Origin of the sequence: Pseudoxanthomonas suwonensis J47 (assembly GCF_000513955.1) — a bacterium.
In the GTDB taxonomy this organism is placed as follows: Bacteria; Pseudomonadota; Gammaproteobacteria; order Xanthomonadales; family Xanthomonadaceae; genus Pseudoxanthomonas; species Pseudoxanthomonas suwonensis_C.
Window position 1 is genome coordinate 1 of record NZ_AZUZ01000034.1, and the last position, 17,300, is coordinate 17,300.

Consider the following 17,300-nt stretch of genomic DNA (forward strand, 5'->3'; position numbering starts at 1 on the left):
CCGCTGCCTTTCGCCACGTCGCTTTCGCCAGGCGCAGGGGTCGGGCAAGCCCGACTCTACAAAGGCCCCGTAGAGCGGGGCTTGCCCCGCTGCTTTTTCGCCACGCCGTTTCGCCAGGCGCCGGAGTCGGGCAAGCCCGACTCTACGGGGCTTGCCCCGCTGCTTCCGGGCACCTCCCGCGCAGGCCGCTCAATCCTCCTCGTGCTTCGGCTTGTACGCCTCGGCCAGCTTCTGCTGGACCTGCGGCGGCACCGGTTCGTAGTGGCTGAAGTCCAGCGAGTAGCGGCCCTTGCCGGCGGTCAGCGATTTCAGCTCCGCGGCGAAGCCGTCCAGCTCCGACATCGGCACCTGCGCGTGCACCACCACTTCGCCGCGGGCGCCGTCGGTGCCGGTGATCCGCGCGCGGCGGCCGGCGAGGCTGCCGGTGACGTCGCCCAGCTGCGCTTCCGGCGCGCCCACCTCCAGGTCCACGATCGGCTCCAGCACCTGCGGTTTCGCCTTGGAAATCGCATCGAGGAAGGCCTTGCGCGCGGCGGTGACGAAGGCCACCTCCTTGCTGTCCACCGGATGGTGCTTGCCCTCGTACACGATCACCCGCACGTCCTGGATCGGATGCCCCGAGATGGCGCCGGTCTGCAGCACCTGGCGCACGCCTTTCTCCACCGCCGGCATGAACTGGCCGGGGATGGTGCCGCCCTTGACCTCGTCGACGAACTCGAAGCCGCTGCCGCGTGGCAGCGGTTCGATGCGCAGGAACACCTCGCCGAACTGGCCGGCGCCGCCGGTCTGCTTCTTGTGCCGGTGGTGGCCTTCGGCCTTGGTCGAGATGGTCTCGCGATAGGCGATGCCCGGCGGCCGCGTGGTCACTTCCACGCCGAAGCGTTCCTTCAGGCGCTCCAGCATCACCCGCAGGTGCAGCTCGGACAGGCCGCGGATCACCACCTCGTTGAGCTCGGCGTTGTGCTCGACCACGAAGGCCGGGTCCTCCTCGGCGAGCTTCTGCAGCGCGGTGGACAGCTTCTGCTCCTGGCCGCGGCTGGCCGCCTGCACCGCCAGCCCGAACATCGCCTTGGGGAAGCTGGTCGGCGCCAGCCGCACCGCGTCCTCGTCGTGGCTGTCGTGCAGCACCGCGTCGAAATGCAGCTCGTCGATCTTGGCCACCGCGGCGATGTCGCCGGGCACGGCCTCGTCGATCTCCACGTGCTCCTTGCCGCGCAGGCGGAACAGGTGGCCGACCTTGAACGGCTTGCGCCCGTCGTCGACGAACAGCTGGGTGTCGCGCTTGACCGTGCCCTGGTAGACGCGGAACACGCCGAGCTTGCCGACGAAAGGATCGTTGACGATCTTGAAGACGTCGGCGATCACGTGCCCGCCGTTGGTCGGCTGCACCGCCAGCGGTTCGTCGCCATGGCCGTTGCGCTTGAGCAGCGGCGGCGGGTTGGCCTCGGTGGGATCGGGGAACAGGCGCTCGGCGATCTGCAGCAGCTCCGGCACGCCTACGCCGCTGCGCGCGGAGACGAAGCACACCGGGAACAGGTGGCCCTCGCGCAGCGCCCGCTCGAAGGCGTCGTGCAGTTCCTGCGGCGACAGGCCCTGCTCGCCGCCGTCGAGGAAGTGCTCCATCACGCTTTCGTCCACTTCCACCACCTGGTCGAGGATGCGCTGGTGCCATTCGGCCACCGGACCCAGGTCCGAATCGCCGCTGGCGCTGCCGAAGCAGTCGACCACGCGGCGACCGCCGTCGGCCGGCAGGTTCAGCGGCAGCACTTCCTGGCCGAACATCTCGCGCAGCTGCGCGATCACCCGCGCGCAGTCGGCCTGCTCGTGGTCGATCTTGTTGACCACGAACACCCGGCACAGACCGCGTTCGCGCGCCCGTTCCATCAGCCGCACCGTGCCGTGCTCCACGCCGGTGTCGGCGTCGACCACGATCAGCGCGGTTTCCACCGCCGCCAGCGCCGAGAGCGCGGGGCCGCGGAATTCCGGATACCCGGGCGTGTCGATCAGGTTGAGGTGGTAGCTGCGGTCGGAGACCGGGGCGTGGTCGATGCTGGCGATCGCGATGTCGATCGAATGGCCGCGCGTTTTTTCCATCGGATCGAAGTCGGACACCGTGGTGCCGCGTTCGACCGTGCCTGCCGTGGTCAGGGCGCCGCCGGCATGCAGCAGGGCTTCGAACAGGGTTGTTTTGCCGGCGCCGGGGTGGCCTGCGAGGGCCACGTTGCGTATGTCGCGGGTTGCGTAGGACATGAGGCCGTTCCTCCCTGGATCGGGTCTGAAGGGCCGTCATGGCTGTCCGGGCCGGGAGCCATCCCACTGCAGCCCGGGGCGCAAGCCCGGCGGGCGGTCATGGCGGACGGGTACCTTAACGCGCCCGCACCGGGGCTGCGACGCTGCAGCGCAACAAACGATGCGATAACACGGGCGTCGCTAGGCTTGCGCTCCCCCCCACAACCCCAAGGAACAGAACCATGGGTATTTCGCGCAACGCCACCGCCCACTGGGAAGGCGACCTCAAGACCGGCAAGGGCAGGCTCGATTCGCAGAGCGGCGTGCTCGCCGACACCCGCTACGGCTTCAACAGCCGCTTCGGCGACGAGAAGGGCACCAACCCCGAAGAGCTGATCGCCGCCGCGCACGCCGGCTGCTTCACCATGGCCTTCTCGGCCAAGCTCGGCGAGGCCGGCTTCACCGCGACCTCGATCGATACCCGCGCCGAAGTCGACCTGTCGCTGGAAGGCGGCCCGCAGCTGTCGCAGATCCGCCTGAAGCTGCGCGCCGTGGTGCCTGGCATCGACGAGAAGCAGTTCCGCGCCATCGCCGACGACGCCAAGGAGAACTGCCCGATCTCGAAGGCGCTGTCGGCCGTGCCGATCTCGCTGGAAGCCGAGCTGGGCTGAGCCCCGCGGACCGGTCGGGGGAGGCCGGTCCCATGCGACATGTTTGCCCGGGCGGCGGTTTGCCCGGCATATTCGGGGGCTTCCTGACACGGAGCCACCGATGCCCCAGCGCACCGCCTTCGCCCTGATCCTGGCCCTGGCCGCCAGCGCGGTCACCGCGCACGCCACGGCCGCCACCCAGGCCTCCACGCAGGACGCCGCCACCAGCGCGGCGACGCCGAGCAGCGACGCCGTCGCCATCCTCACCGCCGCGCGCATCCACACCGGCGACCTGCGCCAGCCGCAGGCCACCGCGATCGCATGGGATGCGCAGGGCCGCGTGGTCGCCATCGGCACTGCGGCCGAACTGCGCAAGCGCTGGCCCGCCGCGCGCCGCATCGATGCGGGGAAGGCCACCGTGGTGCCGGGCCTGATCGACGCCCACGCGCACGTGATGGAACTGGGCTACGCGCTGATGCGCGCCGACCTCAGCGGCGCCACCAGCCAGGAGGAAGTGGTCCGCCGGCTCAAGGCCTTCACCGGGACCGCGCCGGCCGACGCCTGGATCCAGGGCTACGGCTGGGACCAGAACCGCTGGCCCGAGGCCACCTTCCCGACCACCGAGCTGCTCGATGCCGCCTTCCCGGATCGTCCGGTGTGGCTGCAGCGCATCGACGGCCACGCTGCCTGGGCGAACACCGCCGCGATGCGCGCCGCCGAGGCGGTGGAAGGCGCGCGCCCGTTCGACGGCGACTGGCAGCCCGACGGCGGCCGCATCGTCCGCGACGGCAGCCGCGCCACCGGCGTGTTCGTCGATTCGGCGATGCGCCTGGTCGAACGCGCCATCCCGGCGTACACCGGGGAGTTCCGCGAGGAGGCGCTGTCGCGCGCGCTGGCCGCGGCGGTGGCCAACGGCCTGACCGGCGTGCACGACATGGGCGTGTCGCGCGAGGACCTGGCGCTGATGCGCCGCTTCGCCGACGCCGGCCGCCTGCCGCTGCGCATCGATGCCTACGCCGACGGCGACCGCGAGGCGCTGGCCGACCTCTGCGCGAACGGCCTGTACCGCCACGACAGCGGCCGCCTGCAGATGACCGGAGTGAAGCTGTTCGTCGACGGCGCCCTGGGCAGCCGCGGCGCCGCGCTGCTGGCCGACTACAGCGACGACCCCGGCAACCGCGGCCTGCTGGTCACCGATCCGGCCGCCTACGGCGCGGCGGTGATCAAGGCACGCGACTGCGGCGTGCAGGTGGCCACCCATGCGATTGGTGATCGCGGCAACCGCATCGTCCTGGACACCTACCAGTTCGCGCTGGACGGGAAGGGCGCGCGCCCGGACCACCGCTGGCGCATCGAACACGCCCAGGTGCTGGCGCCGGAAGACTTCCCGCGCGTGGCCCAGCTGCGCCTGGTCGCCTCGATGCAGCCGACCCACGCCACCTCCGACATGCCCTGGGCCGGCGACCGCCTCGGCCCGCAGCGCCTGGAAGGCGCCTACGCCTGGCGCCGCTTCCTCGACCTGGGCGTGCCGCTGGCGCTGGGCTCGGACTTCCCGGTCGAGTCGGTCGACCCTCGCCTGGGCCTGTTCGCCGCGGCCACCCGCACCGACCGCGACGGCCACCCGGAAGGCGGCTGGCTGCCCGGGCAGAAACTCAGCGCCGCCGAGGCGCTGCGCGGCTTCACCGCCGGCGCCGCCCATGCCGGCCACGACGAGGCCGAGGTCGGCCGCCTGGTGCCCGGCCTGCGCGCCGACTTCGTGGTCCTGGACCGCGACCCGCTGGCCATCCCCGCCTCGGACCTCGACGACCTCAAGGTCAAGTCGACCTGGGTCGACGGCGAGCCGGTCTACCAGGCCCCCTAACGGCGCGCCCCCTGTCGTCCGTCGCCTCCCCGTGCGTGGGAGGCGGCCAAGGCCGCCGTTGTAGAGCGGGCCTTGGCCCGCTGCCTTCGGCGTCCGCCGCTTCGCTGGGCGGGGGAGTCGGCCAAGGCCGACTCTACGGGGGGCCCGGGTCCGCCGCCGTTCACGTGGCCGCTGGCCCCGCCGGAGCAAAACCCGGATAATCCGCAAAAGCCGGTCGGGGACACTCCCTTGGGAGCACACCCGCCCGGCTTTTTCCGTGTCTGGCTTCCGGCACGGCCGCGGCGCCCCGATGGCGCCCACGTCCGCCCTTCGGGCGGACCGGCCGCGCAGGGCCCGGATCCGGTTCCCGTCCCGCGGCCCCGATGGCCGCCAGATATAGGAGTTGCGGCCATGGGCCAGTCAGTCGTCGTCCTCGGTGCCCAATGGGGCGATGAGGGCAAGGGCAAGATCGTCGACCTGCTTACCGAAGAGATCGGCGCCGTCGTGCGCTTCCAGGGCGGCCACAACGCCGGCCACACCCTGGTCATCAACGGCAAGAAGACCGTCCTCCACCTTATTCCGTCCGGCATCCTGCGCGACGACGCGCTGTGCCTGATCGGCAACGGCGTGGTGATTTCGCCGGCGGCGCTGATGAAGGAGATCGCCGAGCTGGAAGCGGCCGGCGTGGAAGTGCGCAGCCGCCTGAAGATCAGCCCGGCCGCGCCGCTGATCATGCCGTACCACATCGCCCTGGACCAGGCGCGCGAGAAGGCCGCCGGCGGCAAGGCCATCGGCACCACCGGCCGCGGCATCGGCCCGGCGTACGAGGACAAGGTCGCCCGCCGCGGCATCCGCATCGCCGACCTGCATTACCCCGACCAGCTGGCCGAGAAGCTCAAGACCGCGCTGGACTACCACAACTTCGTGCTGACCAAGTACCTGGGCGTCGATCCGGTGGATTTCGACACCGTCTACAAGGAAGCGCTGGAGTTCGGCGAGTACGTCGAGCCGATGAAGTCCGACGTCGCCGGCATCTGCCACGACCTGCGCAAGCAGGGCAAGCGCGTGCTGTTCGAAGGCGCCCAGGGCGCGCTGCTGGACATCGACCACGGCACCTATCCGTACGTCACCAGCTCCAACACCACCGTCGGCGGTGCGCTGGCCGGCACCGGCGTGGGCGCGCAGGACATCGACTACGTGCTGGGCATCGCCAAGGCCTACGCCACCCGCGTCGGCGGCGGTCCGTTCCCGACCGAGCTGGACGACGAGGTCGGCCAGGGCATCCGCGACCGCGGCGCCGAGTATGGCGCCTCGACCGGCCGTCCGCGCCGCTGCGGCTGGATGGACATCGTCGCGCTCAAGCGCGCCGTGGCCATCAACGGCATCTCCGGCCTGTGCATCACCAAGCTCGACGTGCTCGACGGCATGGAGAAGCTGAAGGTCTGCATCGCCTACGAGTACCGCGGCAAGCGCACCGAGTACGCGCCGCTGGACGCGCAGGGCTGGGAAGAGTGCACCCCGGTGTACCTGGAGTTCCCGGGCTGGAGCGAGAACACCCACGGCATCACCAGCTGGGACGAGCTGCCGCCGGCGGCCCGCGCCTACCTGCGCGCGCTGGAGGAGCTGGCCGGCTGCCCGATCAGCATCGTCAGCACCGGCCCGGACCGCGAGCACACCATGATCCTGCAGGATCCGTTCGCCTGATCCACGGCCGTCGAAGCAGCAAGCAAAGAAGCCCCGCGAAAGCGGGGCTTCTTCCAGGACGGGGTCATCAGGTCCACTTCTGCCGCTGATCGAGTCCGCCGTGTTCGAGCCGGGCGGCCAGCGCCGATGGCGCGACCGTAAGCTCCGGCCCGTTCCTACCGTTTGTCACCGTCTCCCCACGAACCCATGACCACCTTCGTTTCACCCGACCGCATCCGCGGCCTGTTCGCGCAGGCCATGTCCGACATGTACCGCAGCGAGGTGCCGCTGTATGGCGACCTGATCGAACTGGTCGGCGAGATCAACCGCGCCGCCCTGGAGGCCGATCCGGCCCTGGCCGCGCGCCTGGAACGCAACGGCGAGATCGAGCGCCTGGACCTGGAACGCCACGGCGCGATCCGCGTCGGCACCCCGGCCGAGCTGGCCATGCTGCGCCGCGTGTTCGCCATCATGGGCATGCAGCCGGTCGGCTACTACGACCTGACCGTGGCCGGCGTGCCGGTGCACTCCACCGCGTTCCGCCCGCTGGACGAGGCCTCGCTGGCGGCCAACCCGTTCCGCATCTTCACCTCGCTGCTGCGCCTGGAGCTGATCGGCGACCCGGCCCTGCGCGCCGAGGCCGAGGCGATCCTGGCCCGCCGCGACATCTTCACCGCCGGCGCCCGCGCCCTGGTGGAGCAGGCCGAGCGCGATGGCGGGCTGGGCGAGGACGATGCCCGCCGCTTCGTCGCCGAGGTGCTGGAGACCTTCCGCTGGCACGGCGACGCCACGGTCTCGCTGGAGACCTACAAGGCGCTGCACGGCCTGCACCGCCTGGTCGCCGACGTGGTCTGCTTCCGTGGCCCGCACATCAACCACCTGACCCCGCGCACCCTGGACATCGACGCCGCCCAGGCCGGCATGCTGGCGCGGGGCCTGCAGGCCAAGGCGCTGATCGAGGGCCCGCCGCGCCGCGCCGTGCCGATCCTGCTGCGCCAGACCAGCTTCAAGGCGCTGGAAGAGGAAGTCTCCTACCCCGACGCCGACGGCAAGCTGGTGCCGGGCAGCCATACCGCCCGCTTCGGCGAGATCGAGCAGCGCGGCCTGGCCCTGACCCCGGCCGGGCGCGAGCTCTACGACCGCCTGCTGGCCGAGGTCCGCCAGGCCGGCGGTGCCGCCGGCAATACCGCCGCCGACTACCCGCAGCGCCTGGCCGCCGCCTTCGCGGTCTTCCCCGACGACGAGGCCACCCTGCGCCGCGAGGGCCTGGGCTATTTCCGCTACCGCCTGACCGAAGCCGGCGCCGCCGTGCCGGCCGGCGAGCGCGCGGCGATGACGCCCGAGGCGATGATCGACGCCGGCTACGCCGAAGCCGACCCGATCGTCTACGAGGACTTCCTGCCGGTCAGCGCGGCGGGCATCTTCCAGTCCAACCTCGGCGGCGGCGAGCAGCGCGCCTACGACGCGCACGCCAACCAGGACGCCTTCGAGGCCGCCCTGGGCGCGACCATCAACGATCCGTTCGCGCTGTACGCGCAGGCGCAGGAGGCCTCGATCGCGAGCCTGCGTGCCTGAGTCGTACTGCTGGCACGCTAAGTGGCGCCGTGTAGTGGCGTAGTCGCAGCCTCGGCTCAGTCTCGGCCGCAAGCCCCGCGGAAGCGGGGTTTTCCTTTCCTCTGCAGCTTGGCGTCAATGCCTACGGTTGTTGCGCCATGCCCCCAGAATCCCGGGCCGTATGCGTCGCATCCCCCGGGGTGGCGCGGCGTAGCCGGCACGCGCCATTAGTTATCGGCGCACCAGCGCCCCGTGTCCCCACTATCATTCTCATCTTGGATCTTGAGCCGGGTGGCTCGAGCCATTGTTGAACTGGGGATTCTCTTGAACCAGCAAGCTCTTTCTGCCTTTATCTGGTCCGTTGCGGACCTGCTGCGCGGCGATTACAAGCAATCCGAGTACGGCAAGGTCATCCTGCCGTTCACTGTGCTGCGCCGCCTGGACTGCGTACTGGCGCCGACCAAGGCCAAGGTGCTGGCCGAACACAAGAAGAGGACCGAGGCCGGAGTCAACCCGGACCCGTTCCTCAGGCGCATCGTCGGTACCGCCGGGTTCTACAACACCAGCCCCCTGGACCTGCCCACCCTGCTGGGTGACCAGGACCACATCCGCCAGAACCTGTACGCCTATATCCAGGGTTTCTCGCCGGAGGCGCGGGACATCTTCGAGCGTTTCGACTTCCAGGCCCAGGTGGAGCGGCTCGCAAAGGCCGACCTGCTGTACCTGGTCACCGAGAAGTTCGCCAGCATCGACCTGCACCCGGAACGGGTGGACAACGCGCAGATGGGCCTGGTGTTCGAGGAGCTGATCCGCCGGTTCTCCGAGCTGTCCAACGAGACGGCCGGTGAGCACTTCACCCCGCGTGAAGTGATCCGGCTGATGGTCAACCTGATTTTTATCGAGGACAGCGAGGTGCTCAGCCCCGGCAATGCGGTGGTGCGCACCGTGTACGACCCGACCGCAGGCACGGGCGGGATGCTCTCGGTGGCCGCCGAGCACCTGCTGGGACATAACCCGTCCGCGCGTCTCACCCTGTACGGACAGGAGCTCAATCCCGAGTCCTACGCGATCTGCAAGGCCGACATGCTGATCCGCGGCCAGGACGTGGGCAACATCGTCTTCGGCAATACTCTCAGCGACGACGGCTTCCCGGCCAGGAAGTTCGACTACATGCTCTCCAACCCGCCGTTCGGGGTGGAGTGGAAGAAGGTCGAGAAGGCGATCCGTGCGGAGCATGAACAGCAGGGCTTCGCCGGCCGTTTCGGCCCCGGCCTGCCGCGCGTGTCTGACGGCTCGATGCTGTTCCTGCTGCACCTGGTGTCGAAGATGGCGCCGGTGGTAAACGGGCAGGGCGGCAGCCGCTTCGGCATCGTGCTCAATGGCTCGCCGCTGTTCACCGGCGGCGCCGGCAGCGGGGAGAGCGAGATCCGCCGCTACCTGCTGGAGAACGACCTGGTGGAGGCCATCATCGGCCTGCCCACCGACATGTTCTACAACACCGGCATCGCCACCTATGTCTGGATCGTCTCGAACAAGAAGGAGGACGACCGCCGCGGCCATGTGCAGCTGATCGACGCCAGCAGCTTCTGGCGCAAGATGCGCAAGAGCCTGGGCTCCAAGCGCAAGGAGATGGACGAGGAACACATCGCCACCGTCACCCGCCTGTTCGGTGAGTTCACCGAGGCCGAGCTTGTCTCCGCGCTCGATGCGAAGGGGCAGGCCGTGGGCGAGCCCGTGCTGGTCACCGCCACCGGCGCCGAACCCGCGCCGGCGGTGCCGGAGGGCGGGCGACTCAAGCGTGTGCCGGTCAGCCGCATCTTCCGCAACGAGGAGTTCGGCTACACCACCATCACCGTCGAGCGCCCGCTGCGCGACGACGCCGGCAATATCGTGCTCGGCCAGAAGGGCAAGCAGAAGGGCAAGCCGCAGCCGGACACCAGCCTGCGCGATACCGAGAACGTGCCGCTGGGCGAGGACATCCAGGCCTACTTCGAGCGCGAGGTGCTGCCACATGCCCCGGACGCGTGGATCGACGATAGCCGCACCAAGGTGGGCTACGAGATCCCGTTCAACCGCCACTTCTACGTGTTCGAGCCGCCACGCCCGCTGGAGGTGATTGACGCCGAGCTGAAGGAGGTGACCGCCAACATCCTGCGGATGCTGGGGGAGATGGGCGAATGAGCCTGCCGAGGTATCCGGAGTACAAGGACAGTGGGGTCGAGTGGTTGGGGGCGGTGCCGGCGCATTGGCGTGTGGTTCGATATAAGACCTTCCTTCGCGAGCGCACAGAGCGTTCAGTGGATGGATCGGAGACGCTGCTATCCGTGTCGGCTTACACCGGCGTATCTCCGCGGACGGAACTCATTGAGGGTGGCGAATTTCTCAGTCGCGCGGAGTCTCTTGAGGGTTACAAGAACTGCTACCCCGGTGACTTGGTCATCAACATCATGCTGGCGTGGAACCGAGGGCTTGGTGTCACAAGGTATGAGGGCATAGTGAGTCCGTCTTATTGCGTGTTTGACGTTGATGGCGGCATATCACCTAGTTTCTTGGATTACATGACTCGAAGCGATCGATCGACGCTCTACTACAAGGCGTTCTCGTCCGGAGTTATTGACTCCCGCTTGCGTCTCTACCCGGACACCTTTGGTGCTTTGTATTGCGTCTTGCCTCCAAAGGTGGAGCAGGATGCAATTGCGGCATTCCTCGATCGCGAAACCGCCAAGATCGACGCTCTGATCGCCGAGCAGGAAAAGCTGCTGGCGCTGCTGGCCGAGAAGCGTCAGGCCACCATCTCCCACGCCGTCACCCGCGGCCTCGACCCCAACGTGCCGATGAAGGATTCCGGCATCCCATGGCTCGGGGAGGTGCCGGCGCATTGGGATGTTTGTCCATTCAAGTACGTTGGGCGCGTCGGAAATGGCTCCACTCCAAACCGCGATAACCCTGACTATTGGGGCCAGAGTGGCTTCCCCTGGCTGAATAGCGCGGCTGTCAATCAACGCGAAGTGACCGAGGCGGAACGTTTCGTTACTGAACTTGCTCTCAAGGAGTGCCACTTGCCGGTGATCCAGCCGCCGGCGGTCCTGGTTGGTCTAACTGGGCAGGGGAAGACACGCGGCATGGCTGCTCAGCTGATGTTTGAGACCACCATTAGCCAGCACCTGGCCTACATGATCCCAGACTCGGAGCGGTTGCACGTGAGTTACCTGCTGCGCGCGGTGGAGACGGCCTACGAGCGACTGCGCAACGATAGTGAGGGGGTGGGAAGTACTAAGGGGGCGATTACCTGCGATCAACTCTCGCGGCTCGACCTGCCGCTTCCCCCACTGGATGAGCAGTACGCCATTGTGGAACGTTTGGGTATGAAGTCGGCAGAGTTCGATAGCCTTGTAGAAGAATCAATGCGTGGCATCGCTCTCCTGAAGGATCGCCGCAGCGCACTGATCGCCGCCGCCGTCACAGGCCAGATTGATGTGCGTGGGCTGGTCGATCGGGAGGCTGCATGACCCGGGCCGACGGCTTCATCGTGGACGGTCGCCTCCCCGACATCGAGTACCGAACCGATAATCCGGAGGAGATCATCTGTCCTCGCGTGACCACGCGCGATGGCGTGCCGATGGTGTACATGCACAACGAGCGGGACGCTCCGCACGAGGGATTCGTCCCCGTTTCCGAATTCCTGGTGCGTCTGGCCCGCAGGGAGCCGAACCTCGCCGTCACCGGCTACCGGGGCAACGGCCGCCAGACCACGATTTCCTTCAACAAGGCCGGGCGCGCCACCCTGTCGCCACGCCTGCAGGCCTGGTTGTCCACGCTCACGGCGCCGCTCGACGGCAAGAGTGCAGCCGTCGTGCGCTTTCTCGCCAGTCTGGCCCCGCTTTACATGGCCGAGGATCGCGACGGCGTGTGGTGCGCCCGTTCCTTGCAGGATGGCACGCTGGTACTGCCGGTCGACGAGTCGGACTGGGACGAGGAGCGGGGCACCGTTCGCGTGTACTGGCAGGGCGACCCGCTACGCACGATGGAGGTTGACGGCGACCAGATCGCGACGCTCGCGCTGGAGCGTTGCGTGCGGCTGCACGGTGTGGGTGCGAGCGAGGAGGCCATTGCCGCCGAGCTGTGGTTCATGGCTCGCCACTTCCACGTCAAGACCGGTTGCCAGGTTTACCTGCCGCAGCTGCCCGAGCCGCCCGATGGCTGGGTGCGGCTGCGGCGCAAAGGAGCAGAGATCGGTCAGGACATTCTCGTCAACCTGATTTCGTCATGACCGGGCAGGAAGATCCCTGGGCCCGCCACGTGCCAGCGCTGTTACGCGCTCTGGCCGACCCAGCGCTTCGCGAGGCGTTGCCGCGACCGGCCAATGCAACGCTTGATGACGCCTGCGCCTATTGGGGTGCGCTGCACTACGCCCTGGTCAATCTGCTTGGCTGGCAGGACGTCGGCGCCGGGCTCGCCTGGTGGTATGGCGCGGGCAAGCCGGTGGTGGATTCGCCGGTCCTGGCGCTGGGACAAGCTGCTGGTGATGCTGAAGGTCGACCCGGATACCGTAACGCTGGAAGACGGCTTCAGTCGGGATACGCGCAACTGCGGGTACCAATGAGATTGATCACCCGGAACAGAACGAAGTGACCACCAGACCGGCCTTGTTGATCGCTTTCTCTACAAGGCAGGACTTGCTACTGAGCTGGTTGCCACTGGATCCTCTTCGAGAACCCCGGATGCGAGGGCGATGCGACGGGCTTCGTCTGCGCCCTTCCGCTCGCTATAGCGATCGACCAGGTAATCGCTTCGTCCGCGGACGAGCAGCGTGAACTTGACGAGCTCTTCCATGACGTCCACAACGCGGTCGTAGAACGGAGAGGCGCGCATTCGGCCAGCGTCATCAAATTGCTGCCAGGCCTTGGCCACCGACGACTGGTTGGGGATCGTCACCATCCGCATCCAGCGCCCCAGCACCCGGAGCGCGTTCACCACGTTGAACGACTGCGAGCCGCCGCACACCTGCATCACCGCAAGCGTGCGGCCCTGGGTGGGGCGTACGCTGCCGTCTTCGAGAGGCAGCCAGTCGATCTGGTTCTTGAATACCGCCGTGATCGTGCCATGGCGCCCAGGTGACACCCACACCTGGCCCTCCGACCACTGCGACCACTCGCGTAGCTGCTGCACCTTTGGATGATCCTTGCCAACGCTGTCGAGCAAGGGCAGGTCGTGCGGGTCGAACACCCGGGTTTCGGCGCCAAGATGGCGCAGGATGCGCTCGGCCTCCAAGGCCAGCTTCCGACTGTACGACTGGGGCCGCAGGGAGCCATACAGCAGAAGGATCCGGGGTGGAGGTGCGCTGGCGTCTGCGCCCAGGAGCTCGTGGCGAGGGCCGGGATGAACCGCCCCGGTATTCCTGGAGGCTCCAACTCTTGAGAGGATGGAGTCATGACCAAGCCAGTGAAGTATTCCCCGGAAGTACGAGAGCGAGCGGTGCGGATGGTGCTGGAGCACCAGGACACGCACAGTTCGCAGTGGGCGGCGATCGAGTCGATTGCCGGGAAGATCGGTTGCACGGCCGAGACGCTGCGCAACTGGGTGCGGCGAGCCGAGCGTGACCAGGGGCTGCGGCCGGGCCTGACGACGGACGAGCGGGCGCGGATGAAGGCGCTGGAGCGGGAGGTGCGCGAGCTGCGGCAGGCCAACGAGATCCTGCGCAAGGCCAGTGCGTATTTCGCCCAGGCGGAGCTCGACCGCCGCTTCAAGCCATGACGGGGTTCGTGGCCGAGCAGCGCCACGCCTACGGAGTCGAGCCGATCTGCCGGGTGCTGGAGATTGCTCCGTCTACCTACTACCGCCACGCGGCCCGGGAGGCCGATCCGGATACCCGCCCGAACCGCTGGTGGCGGGATCGTGCGTTGGAAGTGGAAGTCCGCCGGGTGTGGGACGAGAACAAGCAGGTGTACGGGGTGAAGAAGGTCTGGAAGCAGTTGCTGCGGGAAGGCTGGCAGGTGGCGCGCTGCACGGTGGAACGGCTGATGCGCCGGCTGGGGTTGCGTGGCGTGATCCGCGGCAAGGCGGTGAAGACCACGGTCAGCGACAAGGCACAACCGTGTCCGCTGGATCGGGTGAACCGGCAGTTCCATGCCGATCGGCCGAACGCGCTGTGGGTGAGCGACTTCACCTACGTGTCGACCTGGCAGGGCATGGTGTACGTGGCGTTCGTGGTCGACGTGTACGCGCGTCGGATCGTCGGCTGGAAGGCGTCTACATCGATGACCACGGACTTCGTGCTTGATGCACTGGAACAGGCCCTGCACGCGCGGCAGCGGGAGGGCGAACTGATCCATCACTCCGACAGGGGATCGCAGTACGTGAGCATCCGCTACAGCGAACGCCTGGCCGAGGCCGGGATCGAACCGTCGGTGGGCAGCGTGGGCGACAGCTACGACAACGCGCTGGCCGAGACGATCAATGGGCTGTACAAGGCCGAGGTGATCCATCGCCGGTCATGGCGCAACCGCGAGCAGGTGGAACTGGCCACGCTGGACTGGGTGCACTGGTACAACCACAAGCGATTGCTGGGGTCGATCGGGCACGTCCCGCCAGCGGAAGCCGAAGCAGCTTACTATCGGCAACACATCGGTCAGGCTAGGGCAGCCTGACTCAAACCAAACGGCCTCCAAGAAAGCCGGGGCAGTTCAGGAAGTAGGTCGGCGTCCAGATTGGGGAGGCTCGCGATCGCGAGGGATTGCTGTTCGTTATTCATTCGATTATTCTAGAAGGATGGAAACAAATCAGGCAATCGCCGCGCTGACGGCACTGGGCCACGCTACCCGGCTTGCGATCTTCCGCCTCTTGGTTGAAGCCGGCCCTGACGGCCGCATGGCCGGCGAGATCGGCGAGGCGCTGGCCGTGCCCGGCGCGACCCTGTCCTTCCACCTGAAGGAGCTGATGCATGCAGGCCTGATCCGCAACGAGAGCCGGGGCCGCAACGTCTGTTACCGCGCCAACTTCGATGCCATGAACGCCCTGGTCGGCTATCTGACCCACAACTGCTGCGCGGGCTCGGCGGACGAACGCTGCGAACCAGCTGCAGCACCCGCCTGCGCTTGCTGACCGCCACCTTCCGATTCACCCGACCCCGGAACCCGCCCCATGAAGCGTCGCGTCCTCTTCCTCTGTACTGGCAATTCCGCTCGCAGCGTCCTGGCAGAAGCCACGCTCCGCGCCTGGGCAGGCCACCGTTTCGAAGTTTTCAGCGCCGGGAGCCAGCCGACCGGAGCGGTCAATCCCTACGCCCTCAGCCAACTGGCAGCCGACGGCATTGCCACGGTCGGATTGCGCAGCAAATCATGGGATGAGTTCGCGTCCGCGGATGCCGTGCCGATGGACCTGGTGGTGACGGTGTGCGACTCGGCCGCCGCCGAAACCTGCCCCGCGGTGTTCGGCGACTTCATGCGCGCTCACTGGGGGCTGCCCGACCCCGCCGCGGTGGAAGGCACTGACGAGGACAGGCGCGAGGCATTCCGCCAGGCCCACCGCATCGTCAAAGCACGCCTGCAGGCGCTGTTGGCGCTGCCGACCGAAGTCTGGGATGACCGGGCCGCCCTGAAGGTCGCACTCGACCGCATCGGCTTCGTCGAGCCCGAAGACGAGGTTCCCGCCCATGGCTGAGGCAGCGCCCCGCATGGGCCTGTTCGAGCGCTACCTGAGCCTGTGGGTTGGACTCTGCATCGTTGCCGGCACCGTCCTGGGCCACTTCCTGCCTGACACCTTCGCAGCCCTTGGGCGCATGGAGGTCGCCAAGGTGAACCTGCCGGTCGCCGCCCTGATCTGGCTGATGATCATCCCGATGCTGCTGAAGGTCGACTTCGGCGCCATGCGGGATGTTGGCAAGCACTGGCGCGGCATCGGGGTCACCCTGTTCATCAACTGGGCGGTCAAGCCGTTCTCGATGGCGCTGCTGGGCTGGTTCTTCCTCCGGCATGTCTTCGCCGACTGGCTGCCGCCTGACCAGATCGACTCCTACATGGCGGGCCTGATTCTCCTGGCCGCGGCGCCGTGCACCGCCATGGTGTTCGTGTGGAGCAACCTGTGCCGCGGCGATGCCAACTTCACCCTGAGCCAGGTCGCGCTCAACGACGCCATCATGGTGGTGGCGTTCGCACCGCTCGTGGCACTGCTGCTGGGGCTATCGTCGATCACCGTGCCGTGGGACACCCTGGCGCTCTCGGTCGGGCTCTACATCCTGGTCCCGGTCGCAGTCGCCATCCTGCTGCGCCGCTGGCTGCTGGCCCATGGCGGGCAGGCAAGACTGGACGCAGTGCTCGCCAGGCTGGGGCCGGTGTCCCTGGTCGCGTTGCTTGCAACGCTGGTCCTGCTCTTCGGATTCCAGGGCCGGCAGATCGTCGAACAGCCGCTGATCATCGCGATCCTGGCCGTGCCGATTCTGATCCAGGTCTACTTCAACTCCGGCCTGGCGTACCTGCTCAACCGGAAGCTCGGTGTTGCCCATTGCGTCGCCGCGCCTTCGGCGCTGATCGGCGCCAGCAACTTCTTCGAGCTGGCGGTCGCCACGGCGGTGGCGCTATTCGGGGTGCACTCGGGGGCGGCGTTGGCCACCGTGGTCGGCGTGCTGATCGAAGTGCCCGTGATGCTGTCCGTGGTCAGGATCGTCAATCGGTCCCAATCCTGGTATGAGCGACAACTTCCGGCGTCGTCGTAGCTCTTGTACACGCCCCCACGCCGTTCACCCGGCGTGCGCAGACTCATCGTTGCGGCCGGTCAGAACCACCGTTCCCGGCATTCGCCGAGAACGGTGATCAGGTCAACGAGCCGCGTGCTTGCGCATCGAGTCACCCTTCAGCTCGATGGCGTGCTTGTTGTGCAGCAGGCGATCCAGGATGGCATCGGCCACGGTCGGCTCTCCCAGGTAGTCATGCCAGGTCTTCACCGGCAGCTGGGAGGTAATCAGAACCGAACCACCCGGAACCCTGTCGTCAATCACTTCCAGCAAGTTTTGCCGCCCCCGGGCGGTGATCGGCGCGACACCCCAGTCATCCAGGATCAGCAGACGCTGATCCGCTAACTCCCCTCCCTCACTTGGCCGGGGTACGCGCCAGGAAGGTGCCAGGGGAGCTTTCCATCTGAAACCGGCGTCACCGCGTCGTTGACCAGATCACGACCAATTGGTTTGGATGGTCAGAACCTCTCGGTTTCGTGATGCGGACTCATCGGCGCCATCACGCAACATCGGCACATGGGGGACCGGGGACCTGGAACTGACGCTGCGCACGCAGGCAGACCTGGAGCGGGCCAGGCCCTTGATCGACCGCAGCTATCAGGAGAACTGAGCTGGC

The 17,300-nt window shown here is 67.6% G+C and carries 15 protein-coding genes and 1 other annotated feature; of the genes, 12 read left to right on the forward strand and 3 right to left on the reverse strand.

The genetic code is table 11. The features are described 5' to 3' along the window. Window positions 1-189: 189 nt before the first annotated feature. The gene (gene fusA, locus M503_RS0110320; protein WP_028920521.1) at window positions 190-2,250 is read right to left on the reverse strand and encodes an elongation factor G; all 2,061 of its coding nucleotides are present in this window, start codon (window positions 2,248-2,250) and stop codon (window positions 190-192) included. Window positions 2,251-2,471: 221 nt separating this feature from the next. On the opposite strand from fusA, the gene M503_RS0110325 reads away from it, so the two are divergent. From M503_RS0110325 to M503_RS17445, 8 genes are all read left to right on the forward strand, one after another. Further along, entirely contained in the window at window positions 2,472-2,900 is a 429-nt protein-coding gene (locus tag M503_RS0110325; RefSeq protein ID WP_028920520.1) for an OsmC family protein, read from the forward strand. A 100-nt stretch (window positions 2,901-3,000) separates the two neighbouring features. Next, a complete protein-coding gene (locus M503_RS0110330; RefSeq protein WP_028920519.1) occupies window positions 3,001-4,740 on the forward strand; it encodes an amidohydrolase in 1,740 nt (579 codons plus the stop codon). A 390-nt stretch (window positions 4,741-5,130) separates the two neighbouring features. Beyond that, window positions 5,131-6,423, forward strand: coding sequence for an adenylosuccinate synthase (locus M503_RS0110335; protein WP_028920518.1), 1,293 nt, complete (start codon window positions 5,131-5,133; stop codon window positions 6,421-6,423). A 186-nt stretch (window positions 6,424-6,609) separates the two neighbouring features. Continuing rightward, window positions 6,610-7,977 carry a 2-oxoadipate dioxygenase/decarboxylase HglS gene (gene hglS / locus M503_RS0110340; RefSeq protein WP_028920517.1) on the forward strand — a complete coding sequence of 456 codons (1,368 nt, stop codon included), beginning with the start codon at window positions 6,610-6,612 and terminating at the stop codon, window positions 7,975-7,977. A 303-nt stretch (window positions 7,978-8,280) separates the two neighbouring features. Next, on the forward strand, window positions 8,281-10,137 hold the full coding sequence (locus M503_RS0110345) for a type I restriction-modification system subunit M (RefSeq protein ID WP_028920516.1): 1,857 nt from the start codon (window positions 8,281-8,283) through the stop codon (window positions 10,135-10,137). Further along, window positions 10,134-11,465, forward strand: a complete 1,332-nt coding sequence (locus M503_RS0110350; RefSeq protein WP_028928240.1) for a restriction endonuclease subunit S — start codon at window positions 10,134-10,136, stop codon at window positions 11,463-11,465. The genes M503_RS0110345 and M503_RS0110350 overlap by 4 nt, the downstream gene beginning before the upstream one ends. Further along, entirely contained in the window at window positions 11,462-12,226 is a 765-nt protein-coding gene (locus M503_RS16880; RefSeq protein WP_051414531.1) for a hypothetical protein, read from the forward strand. The genes M503_RS0110350 and M503_RS16880 overlap by 4 nt, the downstream gene beginning before the upstream one ends. Continuing rightward, window positions 12,223-12,588 carry a hypothetical protein gene (locus tag M503_RS17445; RefSeq protein ID WP_155952032.1) on the forward strand — a complete coding sequence of 122 codons (366 nt, stop codon included), beginning with the start codon at window positions 12,223-12,225 and terminating at the stop codon, window positions 12,586-12,588. Before M503_RS16880 ends, M503_RS17445 begins: the two co-directional genes overlap by 4 nt. Window positions 12,589-12,618: 30 nt before the next feature. Here the strand turns inward: M503_RS17445 and arsH are convergent, their stop codons facing one another. After that, window positions 12,619-13,314, reverse strand: coding sequence for an arsenical resistance protein ArsH (gene arsH / locus M503_RS16270; protein ID WP_051414533.1), 696 nt, complete (start codon window positions 13,312-13,314; stop codon window positions 12,619-12,621). Window positions 13,315-13,386: 72 nt separating this feature from the next. On the opposite strand from arsH, the gene M503_RS0110370 reads away from it, so the two are divergent. The 4 genes from M503_RS0110370 to arsB all read left to right on the forward strand — a co-directional run bounded on the left by M503_RS0110370 (window position 13,387) and on the right by arsB (window position 16,666). Further along, window positions 13,387-14,603 (forward strand): IS3 family transposase gene (locus M503_RS0110370; protein WP_428992234.1). Its coding sequence is split into 2 segments (ribosomal slippage): window positions 13,387-13,675 and window positions 13,675-14,603, totalling 1,218 coding nucleotides; the frame shifts between segments, so codons are not numbered across the junction. Further along, window positions 13,665-13,781 (forward strand) — a sequence feature (AL1L pseudoknot). (Overlaps the previous gene by 117 nt.) Window positions 14,604-14,724: 121 nt before the next feature. Next, window positions 14,725-15,057: an ArsR/SmtB family transcription factor gene (locus tag M503_RS0110375; protein ID WP_028920513.1), complete on the forward strand. Its 333-nt coding sequence runs from the start codon at window positions 14,725-14,727 to the stop codon at window positions 15,055-15,057. Between the two features lie 39 nt (window positions 15,058-15,096). Continuing rightward, on the forward strand, window positions 15,097-15,615 hold the full coding sequence (locus tag M503_RS0110380; RefSeq protein WP_028920512.1) for an arsenate reductase ArsC: 519 nt from the start codon (window positions 15,097-15,099) through the stop codon (window positions 15,613-15,615). Between the two features lie 13 nt (window positions 15,616-15,628). Continuing rightward, window positions 15,629-16,666 (forward strand): ACR3 family arsenite efflux transporter, encoded by a 1,038-nt coding sequence (gene arsB / locus M503_RS0110385; protein ID WP_028920511.1) that lies wholly within the window; start codon window positions 15,629-15,631, stop codon window positions 16,664-16,666. A gap of 102 nt (window positions 16,667-16,768) precedes the next feature. Here the strand turns inward: arsB and M503_RS16275 are convergent, their stop codons facing one another. Continuing rightward, window positions 16,769-17,074 carry an ATP-binding protein gene (locus M503_RS16275; RefSeq protein WP_197017217.1) on the reverse strand — a complete coding sequence of 102 codons (306 nt, stop codon included), beginning with the start codon at window positions 17,072-17,074 and terminating at the stop codon, window positions 16,769-16,771. Window positions 17,075-17,300: the final 226 nt, after the last annotated feature.